This window comes from Pseudomonas putida S13.1.2 (assembly GCF_000498395.2).
GTDB lineage: Bacteria > Pseudomonadota > Gammaproteobacteria > Pseudomonadales > Pseudomonadaceae > Aquipseudomonas > Aquipseudomonas putida_Q.
Window position 1 is genome coordinate 2,816,620 of sequence record NZ_CP010979.1, and the last position, 22,684, is coordinate 2,839,303.

At 62.3% G+C, this 22,684-nt stretch carries 17 protein-coding genes; 9 read left to right on the forward strand and 8 right to left on the reverse strand.

Annotated features, from left to right (window positions below; all coding sequences use genetic code 11):
- Positions 1 to 47: 47 nt before the first annotated feature.
- The 4 genes from N805_RS12610 (at position 48) to N805_RS12625 (ending at position 2,842) form a co-directional block, all read left to right on the forward strand.
- Complete coding sequence (locus N805_RS12610; RefSeq protein ID WP_019471098.1) at positions 48 to 734, forward strand: hypothetical protein; 687 nt, start codon at positions 48 to 50, stop codon at positions 732 to 734.
- A 262-nt stretch (positions 735 to 996) separates the two neighbouring features.
- Complete coding sequence (locus N805_RS12615; RefSeq protein ID WP_019471097.1) at positions 997 to 1,689, forward strand: AzlC family ABC transporter permease; 693 nt, start codon at positions 997 to 999, stop codon at positions 1,687 to 1,689.
- A complete protein-coding gene (locus N805_RS12620) occupies positions 1,686 to 2,000 on the forward strand; it encodes an AzlD domain-containing protein (RefSeq protein WP_019471096.1) in 315 nt (104 codons plus the stop codon). The genes N805_RS12615 and N805_RS12620 overlap by 4 nt, the downstream gene beginning before the upstream one ends.
- The gene (locus N805_RS12625; protein ID WP_019471095.1) at positions 1,997 to 2,842 is read left to right on the forward strand and encodes an AraC family transcriptional regulator; all 846 of its coding nucleotides are present in this window, start codon (positions 1,997 to 1,999) and stop codon (positions 2,840 to 2,842) included. Before N805_RS12620 ends, N805_RS12625 begins: the two co-directional genes overlap by 4 nt.
- Before the next feature lie 45 nt (positions 2,843 to 2,887).
- On the opposite strand, the gene N805_RS12630 is transcribed toward N805_RS12625, so the two are convergent.
- On the reverse strand, positions 2,888 to 4,105 hold the full coding sequence (locus N805_RS12630; RefSeq protein ID WP_026034422.1) for an MFS transporter: 1,218 nt from the start codon (positions 4,103 to 4,105) through the stop codon (positions 2,888 to 2,890).
- 402 nt (positions 4,106 to 4,507) lie between these two features.
- Between N805_RS12630 and N805_RS12635 the strand changes: the two genes are divergently transcribed.
- The gene (locus tag N805_RS12635; RefSeq protein WP_016500485.1) at positions 4,508 to 4,735 is read left to right on the forward strand and encodes a hypothetical protein; all 228 of its coding nucleotides are present in this window, start codon (positions 4,508 to 4,510) and stop codon (positions 4,733 to 4,735) included.
- A gap of 50 nt (positions 4,736 to 4,785) precedes the next feature.
- Here N805_RS12635 and N805_RS12640 read toward each other — a convergent pair whose 3' ends face one another.
- The 5 genes from N805_RS12640 to N805_RS12660 form a co-directional block, all read right to left on the reverse strand.
- Positions 4,786 to 5,268, reverse strand: coding sequence for a copper chaperone PCu(A)C (locus N805_RS12640; protein WP_019471092.1), 483 nt, complete (start codon positions 5,266 to 5,268; stop codon positions 4,786 to 4,788).
- On the reverse strand, positions 5,269 to 5,877 hold the full coding sequence (locus tag N805_RS12645) for an SCO family protein (protein ID WP_019471091.1): 609 nt from the start codon (positions 5,875 to 5,877) through the stop codon (positions 5,269 to 5,271).
- A 219-nt stretch (positions 5,878 to 6,096) separates the two neighbouring features.
- On the reverse strand, positions 6,097 to 6,681 hold the full coding sequence (gene nfuA / locus N805_RS12650; RefSeq protein WP_012271640.1) for a Fe-S biogenesis protein NfuA: 585 nt from the start codon (positions 6,679 to 6,681) through the stop codon (positions 6,097 to 6,099).
- Between the two features lie 58 nt (positions 6,682 to 6,739).
- The gene (locus N805_RS12655) at positions 6,740 to 7,774 is read right to left on the reverse strand and encodes an acyltransferase family protein (RefSeq protein WP_019471090.1); all 1,035 of its coding nucleotides are present in this window, start codon (positions 7,772 to 7,774) and stop codon (positions 6,740 to 6,742) included.
- Between the two features lie 172 nt (positions 7,775 to 7,946).
- Positions 7,947 to 10,247 (reverse strand): fatty acid cis/trans isomerase, encoded by a 2,301-nt coding sequence (locus N805_RS12660; protein ID WP_019471089.1) that lies wholly within the window; start codon positions 10,245 to 10,247, stop codon positions 7,947 to 7,949.
- 175 nt (positions 10,248 to 10,422) lie between these two features.
- Here N805_RS12660 and metH point away from each other — a divergent pair, with 175 nt between their 5' ends.
- Together metH and N805_RS12670 are read left to right on the forward strand one after the other, a co-directional pair.
- The gene (metH, locus tag N805_RS12665) at positions 10,423 to 14,130 is read left to right on the forward strand and encodes a methionine synthase (protein ID WP_019471088.1); all 3,708 of its coding nucleotides are present in this window, start codon (positions 10,423 to 10,425) and stop codon (positions 14,128 to 14,130) included.
- A 159-nt stretch (positions 14,131 to 14,289) separates the two neighbouring features.
- Positions 14,290 to 14,505, forward strand: a complete 216-nt coding sequence (locus tag N805_RS12670) for a DUF2970 domain-containing protein (RefSeq protein ID WP_016500492.1) — start codon at positions 14,290 to 14,292, stop codon at positions 14,503 to 14,505.
- A gap of 377 nt (positions 14,506 to 14,882) precedes the next feature.
- Here N805_RS12670 and N805_RS12675 read toward each other — a convergent pair whose 3' ends face one another.
- The gene (locus N805_RS12675; RefSeq protein WP_019471087.1) at positions 14,883 to 15,959 is read right to left on the reverse strand and encodes an ABC transporter substrate-binding protein; all 1,077 of its coding nucleotides are present in this window, start codon (positions 15,957 to 15,959) and stop codon (positions 14,883 to 14,885) included.
- A 213-nt stretch (positions 15,960 to 16,172) separates the two neighbouring features.
- On the opposite strand from N805_RS12675, the gene N805_RS12680 reads away from it, so the two are divergent.
- Complete coding sequence (locus N805_RS12680; protein ID WP_019471086.1) at positions 16,173 to 17,825, forward strand: nitrite/sulfite reductase; 1,653 nt, start codon at positions 16,173 to 16,175, stop codon at positions 17,823 to 17,825.
- Positions 17,809 to 18,303 carry a DUF934 domain-containing protein gene (locus tag N805_RS12685; RefSeq protein ID WP_016485947.1) on the forward strand — a complete coding sequence of 165 codons (495 nt, stop codon included), beginning with the start codon at positions 17,809 to 17,811 and terminating at the stop codon, positions 18,301 to 18,303. The genes N805_RS12680 and N805_RS12685 overlap by 17 nt, the downstream gene beginning before the upstream one ends.
- Before the next feature lie 46 nt (positions 18,304 to 18,349).
- On the opposite strand, the gene N805_RS12690 is transcribed toward N805_RS12685, so the two are convergent.
- The gene (locus N805_RS12690; RefSeq protein ID WP_026034421.1) at positions 18,350 to 22,537 is read right to left on the reverse strand and encodes an NEL-type E3 ubiquitin ligase domain-containing protein; all 4,188 of its coding nucleotides are present in this window, start codon (positions 22,535 to 22,537) and stop codon (positions 18,350 to 18,352) included.
- Positions 22,538 to 22,684 lie beyond the last annotated feature (147 nt).

The window sequence follows — 22,684 nt, forward strand, 5'->3', positions numbered from 1 at the left end:
GCCGTCCATCCTTGCCTGGCCGCCCCCGGGGCTTGCCTGTGAGCCGCATGCGACGCCTGCCCCCGCTGTTGGTCGCCCTGATGCCGTTGGCTGCGCACGCGCTGGAAGTGCGTATCGACCCTCACGCCGACCTGCTCTACCGCCAGGCCTTGCCGCTGCTGGAGCAGGCCGATAACCAGGGTGACGATACCAGTACCCTGCGCACCGCCTTGGGTGGCGACCCCGAGCTCAGCCGCCAGGGCCAGGCCATGGCCCACACGCTGCCGACAGCGGTTGCCCTGTTGAAAAAGTCGGTAGAGCTGGGCCACCCGGTTGCGCAGTACCGCCTGGCGCTGTACTACATGACTTACCTGCCCGCCGCGCAAATTCCGGATGCCGCCTGCCCGTTGCTCGAAGCCAGTCTCAGGCAGGGTTTTGCCGCACCCGCGCCAGCGATCGCCACCTGGTGCCGGCCCTACAACGCCAGCAGCGAGTACCGTGCAGCGCTGGAGGCCATCCCCAGCATGGCCACCGTGTACGCCCCCTACTACCCGCAACCGGCCACCCGCCTGGCCTGCAGCCGCAGCCGGCCAGAAGGCCTGCAAATGTTGTGGGGGCGCCAGCGCGACTACCAGGCCGAGGTGTACCGCCTGCTCGGCGACCTGGACCCACCGCAGCGCCTGAGCCTGTTGCAGAAAGCCGTGGACATCAACGGCTGCGCAACCGCGCGACAGCACCTGACCAGCCACCCTTGACCTTCCCACAGCTTCCGCATAAGCCTGAAGCCTGCGTTGTACCTGTGGGAGCGGGCATGCCCGCGAAGCAGGCTGCGCGGTGTATGGCACGGGCTTCGCCCGTGTTCGCGGGCGCGCCCGCTCCCACAGTGATCGCGCAAATTTTCATTTACTGAGAAGCCAGTTCCTCACACAAGGAAACGCGTCGATCAGCAAGATCGTTCAAGCCATCCCCTGCCCTGTCTGGCATGCTGATCTGCCTCGTACACGCATTGCAGCCATCATGCCCCACATCGCTCGCCAAGCCTTCCTCCACGGCGCCATCGCCATCATGCCGTTGTCCCTGGCCGTCGCCCCCTGGGGCCTGCTGGCCGGCTCCATGGCCATCGAGGCCAACCTCAGTGCCTGGCAGGGGCAAGGGCTATCGGCCATCGTCTTCGCCGGTGCCGCGCAACTGGTTGCCATTGGCATGCTAAAGGGCGGCGCCAACCTGGCGTCGATCCTGCTCACCACCCTGCTGCTCACCTCGCAGCACCTGCTGTATGGCCTGTCGATGCGCCCGGTGTTGTCCAGCCAGCCGCTGCGCTGGCGCCTGGGCCTGGGCTTTTTGCTGACCGACGAGTTCTTCGCCCTGACCAGCCAGTACGACCAGCAGCAGTTCAACCGCTGGTACGCCTTGGGCGTAGGCCTGACGTTCTACGTCGCCTGGAACCTGTTCACCCTGGCCGGCATCCTGCTGGGCCAGAACATCCCCCACCTCGATCAACTCGGCCTGGACTTTTCCATCGTCGCCACCTTCGTCGCCCTGATCGCGCCGCTGGTGCGCAACCTGGCTACCGTGGTGTGCGTAGCCGTGTCGCTGTTCTGCTCGGTGCTGTTCAGCTACTGGCATTGGGAGGCCGCCCTGGTGGCCGCAGGCCTGCTGGGCATGAGCGCCGGGTTCATCTGCCAGAAATTTGCCGGAGCCCGCGCATGACCTGGATCCTGATTTTCGCCATGGGCGCCATTGTGTTCCTCAACCGCTACGCGTTCCTTGAGCCACGCCTGCCCTTGCGCCTGAGCTCCAATGCCCGGCAGTTCCTCGGCTTTGCCGTGCCGGGCATGCTCACCGCCATCTGCGGCCCGATCATCTTCATGCCCGACCACCAGCTCAACCTTAGCCTGCTCAACCCCTACCTGCTGGGTTCTGTGGTGGCCATCGCCCTGGTGCTGTTGACCCGCAGCGTGTTGCTGAGCATGCTGGTGAGCATGTTGATCTTCTTCCTTCTGCGCAGCTGGCTGGCATGACCACGCCCCTGCGCGAGCAGACACACCTCTGGCAGGCGCCGGCCCTGGGCGACGTCGAGATGCTGCACGCGCGCTACTTCCAGCAGCGCTTCGCCCCGCATGTGCACGAAGGCTACGTGTTCACCGTAATCGAATCCGGTGCCCAGCGCTTCTGGCACCGCGGCAGCGAGCACCTGGCACCGGTCGGCAGCATGGTACTGATCAACCCTGACGAGCTGCACACGGGCGCCACAGCCCACGAAGCGGGGTGGCGCTACCGCGGCTTCTACCCCGAGCACGAGCGCGTCACCGGCGTGCTCGAAGAACTTGAGCTGGGCCGCCATGGCATGCCCAGCTTCAAGGACAGCGTGATCCACGACCCGGCCCTGGCCATCGCCTTCAGCCAGCTGCATCAGTTGTCCGAAACCGGCGCCAGCGCCTTGCAGCAACAGACCGCCTGGCGCCAGGCAGTGCTGGCCCTGGTGCAACGCCACGGGCAATGCGCCGAACCCTCGGCCCCCGGCCACGAGCCCCTGGCCGTGGCCCGCGCCCGCGAACTGCTGGAAAGCCAACTGGCCGACCCACCGTCGCTTGAAACGCTGGCGGCGGCAGTCAACCTGTCACCCTTCCACTTCGCCCGGGTGTTCCGCCAAGCCGCCGGCCAGCCGCCGCACGCCTGGCTGAAGCAGCGGCGCCTGGCCCGCGCCCGGGAAATGCTGAAGAGCGGCATGGCCGCTTCAGAGGTGGCGTTCGACCTTGGTTTTGCCGACCAGAGCCATTTGAGTCGGCAGTTCAAGCAGGCGTATGGGGTTACCCCGGGGGCGTATCGGCAGGCATGCGCTCAATCTGTATTCCCTGCCTGAAGCCCGCAACACAAGCCGCCCCATGCGCCAACATCGCGCGTCGGGCTATCCACGACTGTCGCCATCCGGGGAATGTTCTTTCAGGTTCCAGCGCACTGGCGCGATGAACAGCATGAACGTCATCCAGATGAAGGTTGCCGGCCCCGCAAGCACAAAGACCAGGCTGGCAATCAGCCCTGAAACGGCGTCACCAATGACGGCAGTGAAGTAGTAGAGGGAAAAATTCCTGCCAACTTCATGCTCGCTCGACAAACACTGGATGTTGGTCACGATAGCGATATCGACAAACGCACCAATGAAGCCGACCAGGAACAACATCAGCAGGAACAGCCAGCTGTTGAATTGCAGTGCCACCGCTGCAGCAAAAAACAGTGCGCCGTACAGCACCCAGTAACGCACCACCAGTCGTGCGGTTGTGCGCGGGTTGAAGCGTGTGTAGAGCATGCCACCCAATACGGTGCCTGCAGCAAGCAGTGAAAATACGTAACCCACCGCCGCTTCAGAGGCGAAGTGTTCCAGCACTGACGCAGGAAGGATGAAGCGAATCACCGAGGTGGCGAACATCGCACAGAGCGTGGTGCAGCCAATAACAGCAAACAAAGGCGCATTGCTGACCCTGAGCTGCCTTACACTGCGCGCCGCATCCCGGACAATCGCGCGCCCATCGAATGCCTGCCGGACGCCCTGCCTGGCAGGCTCAAGGGTAGCGATGGAAATGGCCGACAACACCAGGCACGCCGCAAAGAACAGGAAGGTTGCTTCGCGAGACAGCAGTAACACACATGCCGAAAACACCAGCGGCCCGAGAATCGAGGCTGCATCCTCGATCACCTGGATGCCGCTGTTCACCGAGGCCAGCTGGTCCTTTTCGACAAGGTCCGGAAAGTACGCGCGAAACGCAGGCACATAAAGGCATTCGAGCGCTGTCATCAGCATCGCAAGGCCGACCAGGACGGGCAACACGGGTGAGGACAAGCTGAACAAGGTAAAGAAGGCAAGTGCCAGCAGGCCTTTGGCCGCCTCGACCGCAATAAGCGTTCGTTTCTTGTCGACGTTATCCGCCAGCCAGCCGCCCAAGGGTGAACACACCATGCTCGGCAAGTAGCGGAAGAAATAGGCGATGCCAATCAAAAGCAGATCCGCCTCGGTCATGGACACGATTGCCACGGCAAACGCAGCTTCGAAGGCAAATTCACCACATTTGGAAAAGCAATAGCCCAACGCCAGAGAACGTGTTCCGGGGTTACGACTCAACGCCTGCATAATGGCTGTATTCCTGAGCCAGCGGTTTAGGTCGGCTGAATTTAGAGTTCATCCACCACCGGCCTCAACGCTAAAGTTGTAACCATAGCGGCACAGCCAGCGCAGGAAAATTCAGGCTTAGAATATTCCTACACCCACTAATTAATGCCCAAAGCAGGCCTACCCCCTGCAAAACTGCATCGCAGAACTATTCAGCACACCTGATCAAGCAGTGCAGGTTGGTACCGCATGGGGAGTGGTGGCAACGGTTTAAACATTGTGTTTATCCGTCCAAAACAGTAACTCGATGTTACTTGGGCAACGGAGCGGCCATTTTTCCGCCTTTTCGGCATGTCCTCCAGAGGCAGCAGGAGCCCCGCCAACCCTCTGCTACACTGACAAGGCTGAATGGAGGATCCTGCCATGTCCGAAAGAGAGCTCACCACCCTCCTGTCGCTGATGAACCAGCGCCAGGCCTGCCTGAACAGTGCCTGCAAGGAGATTGCCGACTGGATCGACCGGCAGGGCGATGTGCCCGCCGCCGGCAAGATCCGCGCCAGCCTGAAGGCACTGGAGGCCGATGAGGCCCAGGTTCGAAAGACCCTTACGTCGCTAACGCTCGACAGGCCGCTGCCGCGCTTTCGTAGCTGAAAGACGCAGCTGAAAAAGAAAAGGGCCGCTAAGCGCGGCCCTTTGGTCTGTCAGTGCTTCATGTGCATGTGGTCATGCCCACCGCCGGCCTCGGCGTTGAGCGGACGCACTTCGGCCTGCACGTCGAGGGTTTCCTTGGCCCCCTTGGCATCCTCGATGGTCAGGGTCAGTGGCACTTTCTCGCCTTCCTTCACCTGATTGTTCAGGCCCATCAGCATCACATGCAGGCCATTGGGGTCCAGGGTCACGGCCTTGCCGGCCGGCAGCTCGACGGCCTTGACCTCACGCATGCCCATCACCTCGCCGTTCATGGTCATTTCGTGCACCTGCACGGTCTTGGCCACGGGCGAAGCCACGCTCACCAGCTTGCTGTCGCTGCTGGCGGTCAGGGTCATGAAAGCACCGGTGGACTGCTGGTGCGGCACACTGGCACGGACCCAGGCATCGCTCACCGTGGTCTGGGCCAGGGCCGGCAGGGCCAGGCCCATCAGTGCCAGGGCAGCCAGGCCGCGTTTGATCGGTTGCATCGACATTCAGCAAATCTCCATCAGGGTGACCAGGTCTTCAGCGCATTCCTTGGCATTCAGGGAATGACCCAGGCTCAGGCGCAGGGTGCCACGCGTATCGTAGACGTAGCTGGTAGACGAGTGAGAAATGGTATAGGTGTCACCGGCCGGGACCTTCTCGTAGAACACCTTGAACTCCTTGGCCACTTCCGCGATTTCTTCGGGGGTGCCAGTGAGTGCAGTGAACGACGGGTCGAAGGCCTTGACGTAGGCATCGAGTACTTCGGGGGTGTCGCGCTCCGGGTCCAGGGTGATGAACACCACCTGGAACAGGTCGCGGTCACGACCGCGCAGCAGTTTGCGGATTTGTGCCGCACGCGCCAGGGTGGTCGGGCAAACCGCCGGGCACTGGGTGAACCCGAAGAAGATCATCGGCATGCTGCCGTAGAAGCTCGACAGGGTGCGCACATTGCCTTGCGGGTCCTTGAGGCGGAACTTGCGCCCAAGGATCTCGTTGCTCATGTTCTTGCCGTACTTGAACTCGAGCCCGCGGGCCGGGCTGCAGCCTGCCAGCAGGCCAAGCCCGAGAACGCCCATCCCGGCGACAACCGCGCGCCGGGTAAGTAGATCATTCATGAAACCATCCTTTACAGGGAAGGTGCCGGCCCTCGGGACGGGCCGGCTGAAAAACCGGGGCATTCTTGCATGACACCCAAAGCGGTTCTACCCGACGAACGCGGGTATGGCCTGCAGCCCTTTGAATACGGGCTGCGGCCTGTTGTCGCAGGGGTTGAAACCGTAACAGTTTGTTGCTAAGAGAGCCGCCCTCACACAAGCCATGCAGGCGCGTCAGCCTTAGTAGTAGGCGTTCTCTTTCTGGGTGTGGTCAGTCACGTCACGCACGCCCTTGAGCTCCGGAATACGCTCGAGCAAGGTGCGCTCGATGCCTTCCTTCAGGGTGACGTCGGCCTGGCCACAACCCTGGCAGCCACCACCGAACTGCAGCACGGCAATGCCGTCGTCGACCACATCCACCAGGCTCACCTGGCCACCGTGGCTGGCCAGCCCGGGGTTGATCTCGGTCTGCAGGTAGTAGTTGATGCGCTCGTTGATCGGGCTGTCTTCGTTGACCATCGGCACCTTGGCGTTCGGCGCCTTGATGGTCAACTGGCCACCCATGCGGTCGGTGGCGTAGTCGACCAGCGCGTCTTCCAGGAACGGCACGCTGACTGCGTCCAGGTAAGCGGTGAAGCTCTTCAGACCCACGGCGGTGTCGTCAGGCTTCTCCTCGCCCGGCTTGCAATAGGCAATGCACGTCTCTGCGTACTGGGTGCCCGGCTGGGTGATGAAAATGCGAATGCCGATGCCGGGCGTATTCTGCTTGGAAAGCAGATCGGCCAGGTAGTCATGGGCGGCGTCGGTAATGGTTATAGCGCTCATGTAGGTTCCTCACAGACTTGCGGCCAAGTGTACGCCAACCCGGCCTTTGAACAAAGTCCTAGTAATTGACTCGGGAAAGCGCATATTCAGGGGAGCGCCCCCGTGGCGCCGCCAGCCAAGCCTGCATTCGCCGGTACAGGCCGCGCTCCAGCCACTGGTAGCTGAACCACGACATTAGTCCAATGGACGGCACGCACAGGGCAAATACCAGATACGGGTTCAGGTGCAGGCGCTGGCTGGCGAACCAGCCGGCATACAGCACCAGCACATGTATCAGGTACACCGAGTACGAACAATCGCCAAGGGCCTTGAGCAGCCGATTGCCCTGGAACAGTGGTTCCAGGGCCACGAAGGCCAGCACGATCATCGCACTCGGCAGCCCCCAATGCAGCAAGCGCTGGGAAGCGTCCAGATGGTAGATCGCCAGGCCGGCCACGCCCAGCAATGCCAGCGGCAACCACCTGCCCTGCCGGATCATCCCGCGACGGTACAGTACACCCAGACCGATGCCGAGCAGGAATTCGTAGATGATGTCGTTGTTATAGAAGCGGCTGAGCACGCCCATGCGCCCCAGTACCTCGCTGACCAGTAACAGTGCAACAGTCACCAACAGCAGGTGATGCCGCTGGCGTACCAGGAAGGCCAGGCCGAACAGCAGGTAGAAGAACATCTCGAAGTTCAGCGTCCAGCCCACGTTCAGGGTCGGGTAAAGGCCATAGCCACCGGGGTTTTCCGCCGGGATGAACAGCAACGACAAGAGCAGGTGATGCCAGGCGAATTCCTGATGCGGCATCCATTGGCTGAAGGCCAGTAGCAACGCGGCCATCAATGCGGAGTAGAACCAGTAGGCAGGAACAATACGCAGTACCCGATTGAGCAGGAACTGGCGCGGTTCGATGGTTTTGTCGCGGGTCGACAGGTAGATGACCAGCCCGCTGATGACAAAGAAGATGTCGACCCCCACGGCGCCACGGTCAGTGAGCAGTTGGCCGATGGGGCCGGTGGCGTGGAAATCGAAGAAGATCTGCATGAAATGGTGGCAGACTACCACCCAGGCGGCGAACGCCCGCAGTGCCTGAAGCGAATACAGCATGAAATACCCTGCGCTTGCCGGTGTATTGAGGCCTTCGGGAGCGCTTTGCGCTCCATCGCCGGCAAGCCAGCTCCCACAGGGACCGCGCTCACCGGCAATCGGGCTGCATAGCAGCCCCCGGACCACCCACCAGTTCCGACCGCAGGGTGCTCGGAAAGGTCAGCCTACCCGATCAGAGGTTCTCATAGCGGTTCATGTCCAGCACGCCCGCCTCCACCGGCGTGGTCTCCTTGATGAAGCTGTTCAGGTCATGGAAGTAGCGCCAGAATTCAGGGTGACTGCGGCGCACGCCCCAACGCATGACAATGCGCTCGAACCTGGCTGCATCGTCCTTCGCATACTCCATGTCTTCGACAAACTCCGCCACATCCCGGGTCGGCACGTTGAAGATGAAGTTGGGATAGCTGCTGAGCACGCCCGGGTACAGGGTCAGGGTATCCAACCCCGGCTGGTAGCGGTACGCCTCGCCCAGCAGGAACGCCACGTTGCTGTGGGCGCGGTTGCGCAGCAGGCTGTACACCTGGCGCTGGCCGCCCTGCCCTTCGATGCGCAGCATGGTCGCCTCGGGCAACTGGTTGATCACCTTCAGCCCGGCAGCCGGGCGCGACACCAGGCGGCTGAGCGACTGCTCGGCATTGCGGAACTCTTCGCTCATCTGCGGCCGTGAGCAGAACGCGCCCTGGCAGCGGTTGATCGGGTCGGGCGCAGCATTCAGGCTGCCGGTGCGCTGCACCAGCTTCAGGCCAAAGTCGCGCTTGGGGTCGAGTGGGTCGAGCTTGATGCCACTCGGGGTGTCGGTGTCGATGTCTTCATAATCCATCCACATCTTCACCTTGCCGCTGTTCTGGTACCAGTCGCTGAGAATCGCCTGGCGATGGTCGGCCGGCATCAGGCGCAGGAAGTTGACCTCGGCGCCATTGCGGATCAGGTCGAAGTACAGGCGCGTCTGCAACTGGTGCGAAACGTTGCCGAACACGTCGAAGTTTACCGCCAGCTGGTAATAGGTGCGTTCCAGCAGCGGGTAGTCGAACAGCCACACGGTCTGCGGCACATCACCGATCAGGCCCTTGCTGACCGAAGCGCTGTCGAAGTGGCGAAAGATGCTCAGCAGCGCGTTGTCGTTACCGGCCCACAAGGTCGACCAGCCCGGTGCCGGCATGTCTGCATAAGCGTCGCGGCGCAGCTTTTCATATGCGTTGCGCTTGTCGCGGTAAGCGTGCCACAGGCTCAGCACACTGCCCACGTCATCGATCTGCCCGGGCATGGCCAGCAGCGGCGTGGCCTCGCCACGGTACTCGGCGTCGGTGATGTAGCGGTCGAAGGCCGGCTCCTGGAACAATGCCCAGAAGTTGTCGCGGATCACATCAGTAGCGATCTGCCCGCGGCACACCGGGCCGCGGATGAACGTGCGCACGAAGTACTCGGCGTTATCCAGCATGAACTGGTAGCGCGCCACTGCCGGGATGGCCTCGAAGGTTTCGAACGGGTTGGCCCGGTGACGCGGGCCGTAGCCTGGCAGCGCGGCGGCATGCCAGTCGCCGGCGTAGAACAGCTGCTTCACCCGCTTGAGCTTCTGCGGCCCCATCGGGTAGGTGATGTGCGTCTTGTGCACGATCACGCCCTGCACCGGGATCAGGCGGTAATAGAAGTCGGTGCCAGGTGGGTCGTTGGGGCGACGCGTGGCAATGATGTCGGCCGGCTGGCCGCTGGGCGTGCGTGACCGCACCCACTGGAAGAAGTGGCCCTGCTCGCCGCCGACGAAGTAGATGTGCGCCAGGAACAGATGCTCGTAAAGCCAGCGGCCGACCAGCGCCTCGGTGGAACCCGGGCGGTTGAGCAGCTCTTCCCAGTCGGCGATCTGCCTGGCTTCGGTATCACTGGGCTTGATCGGCTGGTACTCCACCGGCGCCCCGGCCGCCAGCCATCGGCGCATGGTGTCGTATTCCTTGTCGGTCAGCCCGGTCACCGCCAGCGGCATGCCCTCCTTGGGGTGCGCACCGGCATAGGCGTCGAACTCATGGGGCAACGGGCACATGTTGTTGCGGCTCAGGCCCAGGACGATTTCCTCGGGCAGCTTGGCATTTGGCGTGAGCGGGGTCTTGTGCCCCAACTCCAGCATGCGCGCCATCAGCGCTGCCTGGCTGCCCTGGTTGTCGAGCACCGAGTAGAAGCCTTTCTTGCGCCATTGTTCTTCGCTGTGGGCGTCGTAAAACAGCCGCGTGGTGGGCACCGCCTTGCTGCGGTCGCCCTCGTAGACCGGCACTTTGCTGGCCCCGCGTACCGCGCCTTCCGGGCTTTCCAGCTTCAGCTGGCAGGCGGCGTCGTTGCAGGCGTGGCAGGCCACGCATTTCTCGGTGAAGATCGGCTGAATGTCCCGGGTGTAGGAAATAGCCGGGCTCGACTGGGGGGCTTGCCCGAACGCCGCGCTGCTGATGAGCAGAGCGAAGGCGCCGGCAAGGATACGATGCACCATGTGCGAAAAGTCCTGGTTCTAGAAAGCCATCACGATTGTTGCCTGGTCGTCCTGGGTGCTGTTAACCGTGCCAGCAACATGAACAGTTTTCATGCAAATGGGCAATGCGCCTAAAAACCGCGCAACTTTGATATGATTTCGCACCTTCTGATATTTGCCCGACCAGGTAGTTCCTATGTCCGACCGCAGCGCTCGTCTCCAAGCACTCCAGAACGCCCTCAAAGAGCGCATCCTGATCCTCGACGGCGGCATGGGTACTATGATCCAAAGCTACCGTCTCGAGGAACACGACTATCGTGGCACGCGCTTCGCCGATTGGCCAAGCGATGTAAAAGGTAACAACGACCTGTTGCTGCTCAGCCGCCCGGACGTAATCGCTGCTATCGAAAAAGCCTACCTCGATGCCGGGGCGGATATTCTCGAAACCAACACCTTCAATGCCACGCAGATTTCCCAGGCCGACTACGGCATGGAATCGCTGGTTTATGAGCTGAACGTGGAAGGCGCGCGCATTGCCCGCCAGGTGGCCGATGCCAAGACCCTGGAAACGCCCGACAAGCCGCGCTTTGTCGCAGGCGTGCTCGGCCCTACCAGCCGCACCTGCTCGATTTCCCCGGACGTCAACGACCCCGGCTACCGCAACGTCACGTTCGATGAGCTGGTAGAAAACTACGTCGAGGCCACCCGTGGCCTGATCGAGGGCGGCGCCGACCTGATCCTGATCGAAACCATCTTCGACACCCTCAACGCCAAGGCGGCCATTTTTGCCGTGCAGCAGGTGTTCGAGGAGGACGCTGTCGAACTGCCGATCATGATCTCCGGCACCATCACCGACGCCTCCGGCCGTACCCTGTCGGGCCAGACCACCGAAGCGTTCTGGAACTCGGTGCGCCACGCCAAGCCGATTTCCGTGGGCCTGAACTGCGCCCTTGGCGCCAAGGACCTGCGCCCGTACCTGGAAGAGCTATCGACCAAGGCCGACACCCACGTTTCCGCCCACCCCAACGCCGGCCTGCCGAACGCCTTTGGCGAGTACGACGAAACCCCGGCCGAAATGGCTGCGGTGGTCGAGGAATTCGCTGCCAGCGGCTTCCTCAACATCATCGGCGGTTGCTGCGGTACCACCCCGGGCCATATCCAGGCCATTGCCGAAGCGGTGGCCAAATACAAGCCACGCGAGATCCCGGAGATTGCCAAGGCCTGTCGCCTGTCGGGCCTGGAACCGTTCACCATCGACCGCCAGTCGCTGTTCGTCAACGTCGGCGAGCGCACCAACATCACCGGTTCCGCCAAGTTCGCCCGGCTGATCCGTGATGAGAACTACACCGAAGCCCTGGAAGTCGCCCTGCAGCAGGTCGAGGCCGGCGCCCAGGTGATCGACATCAACATGGACGAAGGGATGCTCGATTCCCAGGCTGCCATGGTCCGCTTCCTCAACATGATCGCTGGCGAGCCGGACATTTCCCGCGTGCCGATCATGATCGACTCCTCCAAGTGGGAAGTGATCGAAGCCGGCCTGAAGTGCATTCAGGGCAAAGGCATCGTCAACTCCATTTCCATGAAAGAAGGCGTCGAGCAGTTCAAGCACCACGCCCGCCTGTGCAAGCGCTACGGCGCCGCCGTGGTGGTGATGGCCTTCGACGAGGTCGGCCAGGCCGACACCGCCGCGCGCAAAAAGGAAATCTGCAAGCGCAGCTACGACATTCTGGTCAACGAAGTGGGCTTCCCGCCGGAAGACATCATCTTCGACCCGAACATCTTTGCCGTTGCCACTGGCATCGAAGAGCACAACAACTACGCCGTCGACTTCATCGAGGCCTGTGCCTATATCCGTGACCACCTGCCCCATGCCCTGAGCTCGGGCGGTGTGTCCAACGTGTCGTTCTCGTTCCGTGGCAACAACCCGGTGCGCGAGGCGATCCACTCGGTGTTCCTGTTCCACGCCATCCGCAACGGCCTGACCATGGGTATCGTCAACGCCGGCCAGCTGGAGATCTACGACGAGATCCCGGCCGAGCTGCGTGAAAGGGTCGAGGACGTGGTGCTCAACCGCACGCCGGAAGGGACCGATGCCCTGCTGGCCATTGCCGACGACTACAAAGGCGGCGGCGCCACCAAGGAAGTCGAAAACGAAGCCTGGCGTTCGCTGCCGGTCGGCAAGCGCCTGGAACACGCACTGGTCAAAGGCATCACCGCGCACATCGTCGAGGACACCGAGGAGTGCCGCCAGCAATGCGCACGCCCCATCGAGGTCATCGAAGGCCCGCTGATGAGCGGCATGAACGTGGTGGGCGACCTGTTCGGTGCAGGCAAGATGTTCCTGCCCCAGGTGGTCAAGTCGGCACGTGTGATGAAGCAGGCGGTGGCGCACCTGATCCCGTTCATCGAGGCCGAAAAAGGCGACAAGCCAGAAGCCAAGGGCAAGATCCTGATGGCCACGGTAAAAGGTGACGTGCACGACATCGGCAAGAACATCGTCGGCGTGGTACTGGGCTGCAACGGCTATGACATCGTCGACCTCGGCGTGATGGTGCCGGCAGAGAAAATCCTGCAAACCGCCCGCGACGAGAAGTGCGACATCATCGGCTTGTCCGGCCTGATCACCCCGTCGCTGGACGAGATGGTCCACGTTGCCCGCGAAATGCAGCGCCAGGGCTTCGAACTGCCACTGATGATCGGCGGCGCCACCACGTCCAAGGCGCACACCGCAGTCAAGATCGAACCAAAGTACAGCAACGACGCCGTCATCTACGTCACCGACGCCTCGCGTGCGGTCGGCGTGGCCACCCAGTTGCTGTCCAAGGAGCTCAAGCCGGGCTTCGTCGAGAAGACCCGCCTTGAGTACGTGGATGTGCGCGAGCGCACCGCCAACCGCAGCGCCCGCACCGAGCGCCTGAGCTATGCCCAGGCCATCGCCGCCAAGCCGCAGTACGACTGGGCCGGCTACCAGCCAGCAGTGCCCTCCTTCACCGGCGTCAAGGTACTGGAAGACATCGACCTGCGCACCTTGGCCGAATACATCGACTGGACCCCGTTCTTCATCTCCTGGGACCTGGCCGGCAAGTTCCCGCGCATCCTCACCGACGAAGTGGTCGGCGAGGCTGCCACCGCGCTGTACAAGGATGCCCGCGAGATGCTCGACAAGCTGATCGACGAGAAGCTGATCAGCGCCCGCGCGGTGTTTGGCTTCTGGCCGGCCAACCAGGTGGCCGACGACGACATCGAGGTGTACGGCGAGGACGGCCAGGCGCTGGCCACCCTGCACCACCTGCGCCAGCAGACCATCAAGCCGGACGGCAAGCCCAACTGGTCGCTGGCTGATTTTGTCGCGCCAAAAGCCAGCGGCGTCACCGATTATGTGGGCGGGTTCATCACCACTGCCGGCATTGGTGCCGAGGAAGTGGCCAAGGCTTACCAGGACAAAGGTGACGACTACAGCTCGATCATGGTCAAGGCCCTGGCCGACCGCCTGGCCGAAGCCTGCGCCGAGTGGCTGCACGAGCAGGTGCGTAAAGAGCACTGGGGCTATGCCCGCGACGAGCACCTGGACAACGAAGCGCTGATCAAGGAGCAGTACAGCGGCATTCGCCCGGCCCCGGGCTACCCGGCCTGCCCCGACCACACCGAGAAGGAAACCCTGTTCCGCCTGCTCGACGGCACCGCCATCGGCGAAACCGGGCCAAGCGGCGTGTTCCTTACCGAGCACTTTGCGATGTTCCCGGCGGCGGCGGTCAGCGGCTGGTACTTTGCCCACCCGCAGGCACAGTACTTTGCCGTGGGCAAGGTCGACAAGGACCAGATCGAGCGCTACAGCGCGCGCAAAGGGCAGGATGTGAGCGTGAGCGAGCGCTGGCTCGCGCCCAACCTTGGGTACGACAACTAAGACTATTGGGGCCGCTTTGCGGCCCATCGCGACACAAGGCCGCTCCTACAGGGGACCGCATTCCCTTGCAGCAGCGGCCTTGTGTCGCGATGGGCTGCACAACAGCCCCAATGGGCACCTACACTGTCCCTGATTGCCTCTGATTCTTCAGGAGCCACCATGGACGATTCCAGCCAGGGCAAACCCCCAACCTTCTGGCAGATGCTGCACAGCATCCTCGCCGCCGCCTTTGGCGTGCAAAGCGGCAAGAACCGCGCTCGCGACTTCACCCACGGCAAAGCCAGCCATTTCATTGCACTGGGGACGCTCTTCACCCTGATATTCATCATGGTGCTGATCGGGTTGGTGCAGTTGGCCCTGCACCTTACCCGCTAGCCTGTACCGGCCTCATCGCCGGCAAGCCAGCTCCCGCAGGTTTTCTGCAGCCTCTGGGCCTGCGCTGTACCTGTGGGAGCTGGCTTGCCGGCGATGAGGCCGGTACAGGCAACACAAAAACGCCTGCAGGACATCCCCCCGCAGGCGCTGTTGCTACATCACGGTCTAAAAGAAAAGTCTACTGGTGGCTGACCCAATACACGGCAGTGACCACCACCAGGACGATCAGGCAGAGGATCGCCCAGGCATCGACGCTGCTGTCAGCTTTGCGGACCTTGGTTGAGTTTCCCATTGCATTGCCTCTTGTAGTGGTTATGGGAATGCACTTCACAACCAGCAGTTAAGACGAGCAATGCCCTTCACTCAAGCAGGGTCTTTCAATAGTCGACCGGTGACGTCAGAAACGGGTACTGGTAGCTGGCCGGCCGCCCTTCGGCGCTGTAATGCAAAAAATCTACGCCATAGTCGGGCCGTTCCAGCAGTTTCAGCCACCGCCTGGCCTTGGCCTGGTCGATTGCCTGCAGTACCGGGGCACTGTGCACGCGCTGGCCGTCGCGGTTCAGCGCCACACCCTGGGCATCGTCGTGCAACATCACCATGGCCCAACCGCCAAGGGTGAAATGCCCACCCATCAGCGCGCTCAAGCGCCCGTCGATGCGCGCACGCAAGGCCTCGGGCGAACTGTTGACGGCGCCGAACAGCACGTCACGCCCCGGTGTATGCCCGGCCTCCTCGAACGCCTGCATGGCGCCAAAGGCCATCTCGTCATTGGCAGACCACACCAGGCGGGTGGCCGGGTATCGCTCCAGCAATTGCTGCGCCTGCTCGTAGGCGCGCTCGCGGCTCCAGCCGCCGTATACCACCTGGCGCAGGCGAACCTGAGGGAAGTCGGCCAGGGCGCGGCGCATGCCCTCCTCGCGCAACTGCGAGGCCGGTGTGGTCTTGAGCCCGGCAAAGGCCACCAGGTCCACCGGCCCTGCGTCGCGAGGCAGTTGCGCAACCATCAGGTGCAACATCTGGAAGCCCGCCTGCTCGTCGTTGCTCATCAGGGTACCCAGTGGCTCGACATACTTGTCGGGCTGGGCCTGTATGCTACGGGCCTGGCTGGCGGTCAGGCCATTATTGACCAGCAGCAGCTTGACCCCGGTGCCACGCGACAGCCGCAGGATTTCCGGTGCCACGTACTGCTCGTTGACCAGCACCAGGTAATCCGGCCGCTGCGCCCCGTTCAAGATTGCCCTGGCCTTGCTCAGCGCCAGGTCGGGACGGCGCTCGCTGTACTCCACGCGCAGGGACATGCCCAGTTCGTCCGCAGCGGCCTGCATGAAGCGGGTGTAGCTGGTCCAGAATGTCTCGGTGGACAACCCCGGATTGAGGAACACCACCGAGGCCGGCTGCGCATTTGCCGCCAGTGGCAGGGCAAGACACAAGCTTTGGCACAGGGCCTTGAGCATGGGGTCACATCTCTGCGAAGCAAACGCCGGATTATAACCGCCTGGCTGCACACGCGGCACAAATGGCACTCAGTCTCACATAGTCCATTTGGTTCTTTTCATATGCAAAAACATCACTTTAGCGCATAACCGCAACCTGATATCGTTCCACGGCTCCGTACCGGAGTGCGCGGCCGTGCGCGCGAATAGCTGCATGCCTGAGACAGGACTTTTATGTACGTATACGACGAGTACGATCAGCGGATCATCGAGGACCGCGTCAAGCAGTTCCGTGATCAGACCCGCCGCTACCTGGCCGGTGAGCTGAGCGAAGAAGAATTCCGCCCTCTGCGCCTGCAGAACGGCCTATACATCCAACGTTTCGCGCCAATGCTGCGTGTCGCCGTGCCGTACGGCCAGCTGAGCGCCCGCCAGGTCCGCACCCTGGCGAAGATCGCTCGCGACTACGACAAGGGCTACGCGCACATTTCCACCCGCCAGAACGTGCAGTACAACTGGCCGGCGCTGGAAGACATTCCAGACATCCTCGCCGAGCTGGCCACCGTGCAGATGCACGCGATCCAGACCAGCGGCAACTGCCTGCGCAACACCACCACCGACCAGTTTGCCGGTGTGGCCGCAGACGAAATCATCGACCCGCGCCCATGGTGCGAAATCGTCCGTCAGTGGACCACCTTCCACCCGGAATTCGCCTACCTGCCGCGCAAGTTCAAGATTGCCATCAACGGCTCGCAGGAAGACCGCGCTGCCATTGAAGTGCACGACATCGGCCTGGAGCCGGTGCGCAACGCTGCTGGCGAGCTGGGCTTCCGTGTGCTGGTCGGCGGCGGCCTGGGCCGTACCCCGGTGGTCGGCTCGTTCATCAACGAATTCCTGCCGTGGCAGGACCTGATCAGCTACCTGGACGCCATCCTGCGCGTGTACAACCGTTACGGTCGCCGTGACAACAAGTACAAGGCGCGGATCAAGATCCTGGTCAAGGCGCTGACGCCTGAAGTATTCGCCGAGAAGGTCGAGGCCGAAATGGTCCACCTGCGCGGCGGCAGCACCACCCTGACCGAAGACGAAGTGCAGCGCGTTTCGCGCCACTTCGTCGACCCGGAGTACCTGGCCCTCGACAACGTCGACTACGCCGCCCAGGACGCAGAAAACCCAGGCTTCGCCCGCTGGCGCTCGCGCAATACCCGTGCTCACAAGCGCCCTGGCTACGTGGCCGTGACGTTGTCGCTCAAGCCCACCGGCGTTGCCCCTGGCGACCTGACCGACAAGCAACTGGACGCCGTGGCCGACCTGGCCGAGCGCTACAGCTTCGGCTTCCTGCGCACCTCGCACGAGCAGAACATCATCCTCGCCGATGTCGAGCAGCGCCAGCTGCACGCGCTGTGGCTGGAACTGCGCGAAGGCGGCTTCGCCACCCCGAACATCGGCCTGCTGACCGACATCATCTGCTGCCCGGGCGGTGACTACTGCTCGCTGGCAAACGCCAAGTCGATCCCGATCGCCGAGTCCATCCAGCGCCGTTTCGACGACCTGGACTACCTGTTCGACATCGGTGAAATCGACCTGAACATCTCTGGCTGCATGAACGCCTGCGGCCACCACCACGTGGGCCACATCGGCATCCTCGGCGTGGACAAGAAGGGTGAGGAGTTCTACCAGGTGTCGCTGGGCGGCAATGCCGCGCGCGGCGCGAGCCTGGGCAAGATCCTCGGCCCGTCCTTCGCCCAGGATGCCATGGCCGATGTGATCGAGAAGCTGATCGCCGTGTACGTCGAGCAACGTACTGAGGAAGAGCGTTTCATCGACACCTACCAGCGTATCGGCATCGACCCCTTCAAGGAACGCGTCTATGCAGCGAATCATTAAGAACAACCAGATCGTCGACGAAACCTGGCACCTGCTGCCCAAGGAAACCTCGTTCGACGAGCTGACCAACTGCGATGACTACATCGTGCCGCTGCAGCTGTGGCGTGACCATGCCCACGTGCTCAAGGCCCGCGACGGCGGCCTGGGCGTGTGGCTGGACAGCGACGAAGAAGCGGAAGAAATCGGCGAGGACGTGCAGTACTTCCAGGTTATCGCGCTGAACTTCCCGGCCTTCACCGACGGGCGCAGCTACTCCAATGCGCGCCTGCTGCGTGACCGCTACAAGTTCAAAGGCGAGCTGCGCGCCATCGGCGACGTACTGCGCGATCAGCTGTTCTTCATGGCCCGTTGCGGTTTCGATGCGTTCGCCATCCGTGCCGACAAGGACCCGGAAGACGCGCTGCAAAGCCTCAAGGACTTCTCGGTGACCTACCAGGCCGCCACCGACGAGCCGCTGCCGCTGTTCCGCCGCCGCTGATCGTCCCGCTTGAGCAAACAGCCCGCCTTTGCGCGGGCTGTTTCGTTCACAGGCCTTGGCGCTGAATGGCTTCACGACTCAATTCAAGTACAAGCTCGCGTTTCGCGACTTCACGCTCTGCGCAGATTTGCTCGCTTTGGGTGACATAGTCGCCATCGCTCAACGTTTTCGATTCCTCGAGCAACGTATCCAGGCGCTGCTGGAAAGGCTCGTCCAAGCGGCTGAAACACACCGCTTGATGCTCGTGCAGGTAGTCCTGCCAGAAGTGCTGATCTGCCAGTGCCTGCGCCAAGGCTTGTGGCGTTTCCTCCCGTAGAACCTCACTGCGCGCAGCGTCCAGGTCTTCACGGCCAACCCCACTGAAACTCTCGTACGAAAGATGGCTGGGCTGCGCAGGGAGGTCGAGGCTATCCGCCAGCTTGACGCGATAGGTGAGGTAAACCTCGACGGGGTCGGTCGAAAAGTAATCGGCAATATGCCGGGCCGCAATCGCGTTGACTTTGTCGAGGCGGAACAAGGAACGCCCCAGCCTCACCAGCGCCCGCTCCTTCTGCACCCCGTTACCGGCTGTTCCGGCCCTTGCGACCATCGCGCCAACCTCCAGCTCGCTGAGCGTGAGCAGCAACTCGTCACTGCAACTGCGCGGTCGACCCACTTGCTCGAACAGGGCCGCGCGCACTTCAGCGTGCTGCTCGCAGGCTTCGAGGATATGCCACACCCGCGCCTGAAGGTCTCGGGGTTGGGCGTGGTATTCACGCAGGTCCCGCAAGTCTGAGAGAAACCGGAACAGATCCCGCGCACCGGCCTCCCGGTACAAGTGGTTCCAGCGCGCCAGTCGCACTTCCTGCTGTGCCGGCGTGAAGCCTGCCAACCAAGGGGCTACAGCGCTTGGTAGCGAAGACGCGTGAGCCGCACGCTGACGTTCAGGCGCCCCGGCCGACGCCCTGGCCAACTGCAGGCGCTGCACGGTGTCGTCCGAGAGTGGATTGTCGTGCAGCTCCAGGCCCTGCAACAAGCGAAGCGGTACCACCGACAGTGCTTCAGGCAGCGTCTGGATCTGGTTGTCACGCATGTCCAGCAGCTCCAGGTTACCGTGCCTGGCCAGATCAGCGGGCAACTCGCCCAAACCGGTGTTGCGCAAGGACAACCGGCGCAGCAGGGGGAACGTCGCCAAGGGTGGCAGCAAACCTACGGGGTTACCGTTGAGCTCCAGGCGGCGCAGCCCCAAAAGCTGGCTCAAGCGCAGGTTATCGTCGCTGGAAAGTACAATCTGATTGCCACCAAGGCGCAGGTTCGTCAATTCGGTCAATTGCTCGATACCTGCGGGCAGGCGTGTCAGCTGGTTGCCCCGCAAGTCCAGGTTGCGCAGCTTGGTGAAGCGACCGAGGAAGCTCGCCTCAAGGGTCGTCAGCTGCATGTCGCGCAGGGTCAGGTGTGTGATGTGGTCGAAAACCACATTGTCAGGCAAGGCCGGCAGATACCCCACCCGGTCACCTACGATGGTCAAGTGGTAATCACCCGCCACCTCCCCTGGGGTAAAGCGCTGCCAGCTTGTCGTAATGCGCCTGGCTACCTTGATACGGCGTAAGCGGCGAATAACGTTCAGCCCCGATTCGTTCCGCCAGCCTTGCAATGCCTGCTTGAGGCTGGCCTTGGCGTGTAACAGTTGGCTGACATGGTTCCAGGGGTCCCCCCCCCGCTGAGCCAGGTCTTGCAGGTACAACTCCAGCTGCTCACTGTTCATGAGCGGGAACACATGGTTCAAAGTGCGCCGCAGTGCCTGGCGGGTCCCCGTCAGGTGGCCACTGAGCGGGTAGCCCAAACGCCCATCGAACAAGCGTAACGGGGGTCGAATCCCCTGTCCCACCTGGGCAAGCCCAATCATTCGGGCTGCCGCTTCACGGTCGGCGAGCGCCTCACGCCCAAGCCGCTGCCCCAGCGCGCTTGCCGTCAACGGGCTACCCCCGAGCAACTGTCGCTGGCGGCTGTCCAGCTGGGGGATCAACGCCTCTAACAGCCCACCGTTGCTAGCGGCAGGCAGCTCAACCTTGACCCCGGCCGACCAGGGTGCAATCGCATCGATCAGGCCCAGCGCGAGCTTGCCGGTATCGTCATTTACCGCTGCGCCCTGGCGCAAACCTGCGCAGGCACGGTCTATCCGGCTGTCGCGTAGTGCCCAGCGTGCACGTTCTGCCAAGGCCAATGGTACCCGGCCCGCGTTGGCCAGGCTGTCCATCTCGACGCTGCTGGCCCCTTCGACGATTTCCCGTGCGCAGCGCTGGGTAAGGCCTGGGAAGTCCCGCATCACTGTCTGGTCCGCTGCTTGCGGGTTGATCTGCCGCTCGTTGAAAACCTCCTCAAAAGCATCACCTCGTAACGCCGGGAACTCACGGTGCAATTGCTGGCGCTCGATGGCATCGAGCAAGCGTGCCGGCGGGGGCGCATTTTCCAGTAACAAACGGCGCAGGCAATCAGCATCGAAACCGGTGGCCTGCAGCGCGCCCGACACCACCTCATCGGACACCTGCGCGGTGCGGCTGGCCAGGCGGCGAACCATGCGGGCGGCGTCATGCCAGCGCTGCGGTTGCTCGAACTCGTGCACCCATCCCCCGGCACCATTGTGCTCAAGTGCCGGTACGTAGGCCCCCGGCCTTGACGGATGATGAATACGCCATGCGCCGTCGTCGCCTTCGCTCACCTCATAAGCAGCATCGTGCAGGCGCCTCAGCGAACGGCCATTTTCATTGACTGCCTGCCCTACCATCAGATCGACGCCATCACGCTGATAACCCGGCAACGTCGGATCACACAAGCGCAACTGCCCCTGCGCCACCCTTACCGGCACCAAGGCGTCCACGCGCGCCACTCGCTGGGCCAGCTTGCCCAGTGCCGCCGCCCCGATCGTCGTCACCGCCGCCATCGCCACCGTGTCGGCCACATTGAACAGGTGGCCCAATGCGGCGTTGCGATCACCCAACTGCCAATCCTGATAGCCTTCGTACACCTCACCCGCCAGTTGCACTACCGTAACCCCGAGCATGGCCTGCCCCAACACAGGTACGAACAGCGCTGCCAAGCCTGCCACGCTCAGCCCCAGGTCCAGATAGCCTTGCAGGCGTGCACGGCGGTCGGCGATATCCTCATCCTCTGTCGATACCGCCAATACCCGCGCGTCATCCACCATTTTGTCGAGCCGTGCTTCGCGCAGTGCGACGAACACGTCACCCTCGATGGCAAAGCAGCGCCCATCCAGCTCAAGCGGTAAAACCGTATTGCCGTGGCTGAGCAGTGTGTTCAGAGCCGTGTAGAAGGAGACCCGATCACGCTCGGCGACAAAGCGCTGGAAGTACTGCCGATACGCTTCATTACGCAAGCGTATGCCAAGCGTCATGTACAGCAGTTCCCAACTGGTGTGCCAACTTACCGGGGCATACGGGTCCTCAGGTAACCACGCGATAACACCCAGCAGGTGGGCGTTCTGACGCACTTCGATGACAAGTGCACCGACGACATTCTTGCCCAGCAGCCGCAGTGTGTGGCACTTCAATACGGCGTTGTCGGCAGGTATCACGGATGCTGTGCTTCCAACCTGGCTAATGCGCCGATACGTCTGCTCATCGATTTCACCCTTGATCCTGGCAACTATTGCCGCCAACTCCAGGTTGGCGCTCGACGCCTCCTCGAGGAGGCTCTCGACAGCCATCCCCTCGCCTTGAAGCTGCGATTGCAAATGGCTTTGATAATGCCGGCCGATATCAATGTCTCTGCAGAGGCCAACAAATGCTTCTGCACTTATAGGTAGCAGCTGCCCACTTGCATCGACCAACTGTGACCCTGCCACAAACCAGCCGGGCTGCATTTCCTTTATGTGGAAGTTATGCAGCGCCGCCGAAAGAAGCGCCTGGGTGCTTACAACGCGCGTAGAAGTACTAGGCAAAGCAGCCGATATCGACGGGTTTGGATGCAGGGTTACCAACCTGACCTGAGCCAGGCGCATGTCTGCCTGCGTAATCCCATAGGGTTCGAGCGCGCTTTTGAGCAACGACTCGGCGAAATCGTCCAAGGGGGTTATGCCCTTCAACCTGGCATCGAGTTGATCCTGCGCCTGTTGTTGACGCAATGAAGCTGCGCGCAGCAATGTCAGGTGTTCGGCAGAAGCGCGCTTTAGCCAGCCTGGCAGCTGACGGGCAATCAGCGCATCGATGGAATCGACAGGTATTGGTGAAGTGGTCATGGGCAGCCTCTACGCTTGATAAAAGCGCTAGCTGACCAAGGATCGATCCACCTCGGGCCCTATCTATGTAGTGATTGCACAGCTTGAAAATTGATTCGTGCCTACAGGTCAAATGACCTTGACGCAGCGGCCGCTTATTCACTGCCT

What these genes read in the sequence shown, in the direction of transcription:
- N805_RS12620 (WP_019471096.1), top strand. Translation starts at nt 1,686, where the DNA reads ATGACCTGGATCCTGATTTTCGCCATGGGCGCCATTGTGTTCCTCAAC.
- N805_RS12675 (WP_019471087.1), bottom strand. Translation starts at nt 15,959, where the DNA reads ATGCTCAAGGCCCTGTGCCAAAGCTTGTGTCTTGCCCTGCCACTGGCG.
- N805_RS12645 (WP_019471091.1), bottom strand. Translation starts at nt 5,877, where the DNA reads ATGAATGATCTACTTACCCGGCGCGCGGTTGTCGCCGGGATGGGCGTT.
- N805_RS12635 (WP_016500485.1), top strand. Translation starts at nt 4,508, where the DNA reads ATGTCCGAAAGAGAGCTCACCACCCTCCTGTCGCTGATGAACCAGCGC.
- N805_RS12660 (WP_019471089.1), bottom strand. Translation starts at nt 10,247, where the DNA reads ATGGTGCATCGTATCCTTGCCGGCGCCTTCGCTCTGCTCATCAGCAGC.
- N805_RS12690 (WP_026034421.1), bottom strand. Translation starts at nt 22,537, where the DNA reads ATGACCACTTCACCAATACCTGTCGATTCCATCGATGCGCTGATTGCC.
- N805_RS12685 (WP_016485947.1), top strand. Translation starts at nt 17,809, where the DNA reads ATGCAGCGAATCATTAAGAACAACCAGATCGTCGACGAAACCTGGCAC.
- N805_RS12615 (WP_019471097.1), top strand. Translation starts at nt 997, where the DNA reads ATGCCCCACATCGCTCGCCAAGCCTTCCTCCACGGCGCCATCGCCATC.
- N805_RS12630 (WP_026034422.1), bottom strand. Translation starts at nt 4,105, where the DNA reads ATGCAGGCGTTGAGTCGTAACCCCGGAACACGTTCTCTGGCGTTGGGC.
- N805_RS12625 (WP_019471095.1), top strand. Translation starts at nt 1,997, where the DNA reads ATGACCACGCCCCTGCGCGAGCAGACACACCTCTGGCAGGCGCCGGCC.
- N805_RS12670 (WP_016500492.1), top strand. Translation starts at nt 14,290, where the DNA reads ATGGACGATTCCAGCCAGGGCAAACCCCCAACCTTCTGGCAGATGCTG.
- nfuA (WP_012271640.1), bottom strand. Translation starts at nt 6,681, where the DNA reads ATGAGCGCTATAACCATTACCGACGCCGCCCATGACTACCTGGCCGAT.
- N805_RS12610 (WP_019471098.1), top strand. Translation starts at nt 48, where the DNA reads ATGCGACGCCTGCCCCCGCTGTTGGTCGCCCTGATGCCGTTGGCTGCG.
- N805_RS12655 (WP_019471090.1), bottom strand. Translation starts at nt 7,774, where the DNA reads ATGCTGTATTCGCTTCAGGCACTGCGGGCGTTCGCCGCCTGGGTGGTA.
- N805_RS12640 (WP_019471092.1), bottom strand. Translation starts at nt 5,268, where the DNA reads ATGTCGATGCAACCGATCAAACGCGGCCTGGCTGCCCTGGCACTGATG.
- N805_RS12680 (WP_019471086.1), top strand. Translation starts at nt 16,173, where the DNA reads ATGTACGTATACGACGAGTACGATCAGCGGATCATCGAGGACCGCGTC.
- metH (WP_019471088.1), top strand. Translation starts at nt 10,423, where the DNA reads ATGTCCGACCGCAGCGCTCGTCTCCAAGCACTCCAGAACGCCCTCAAA.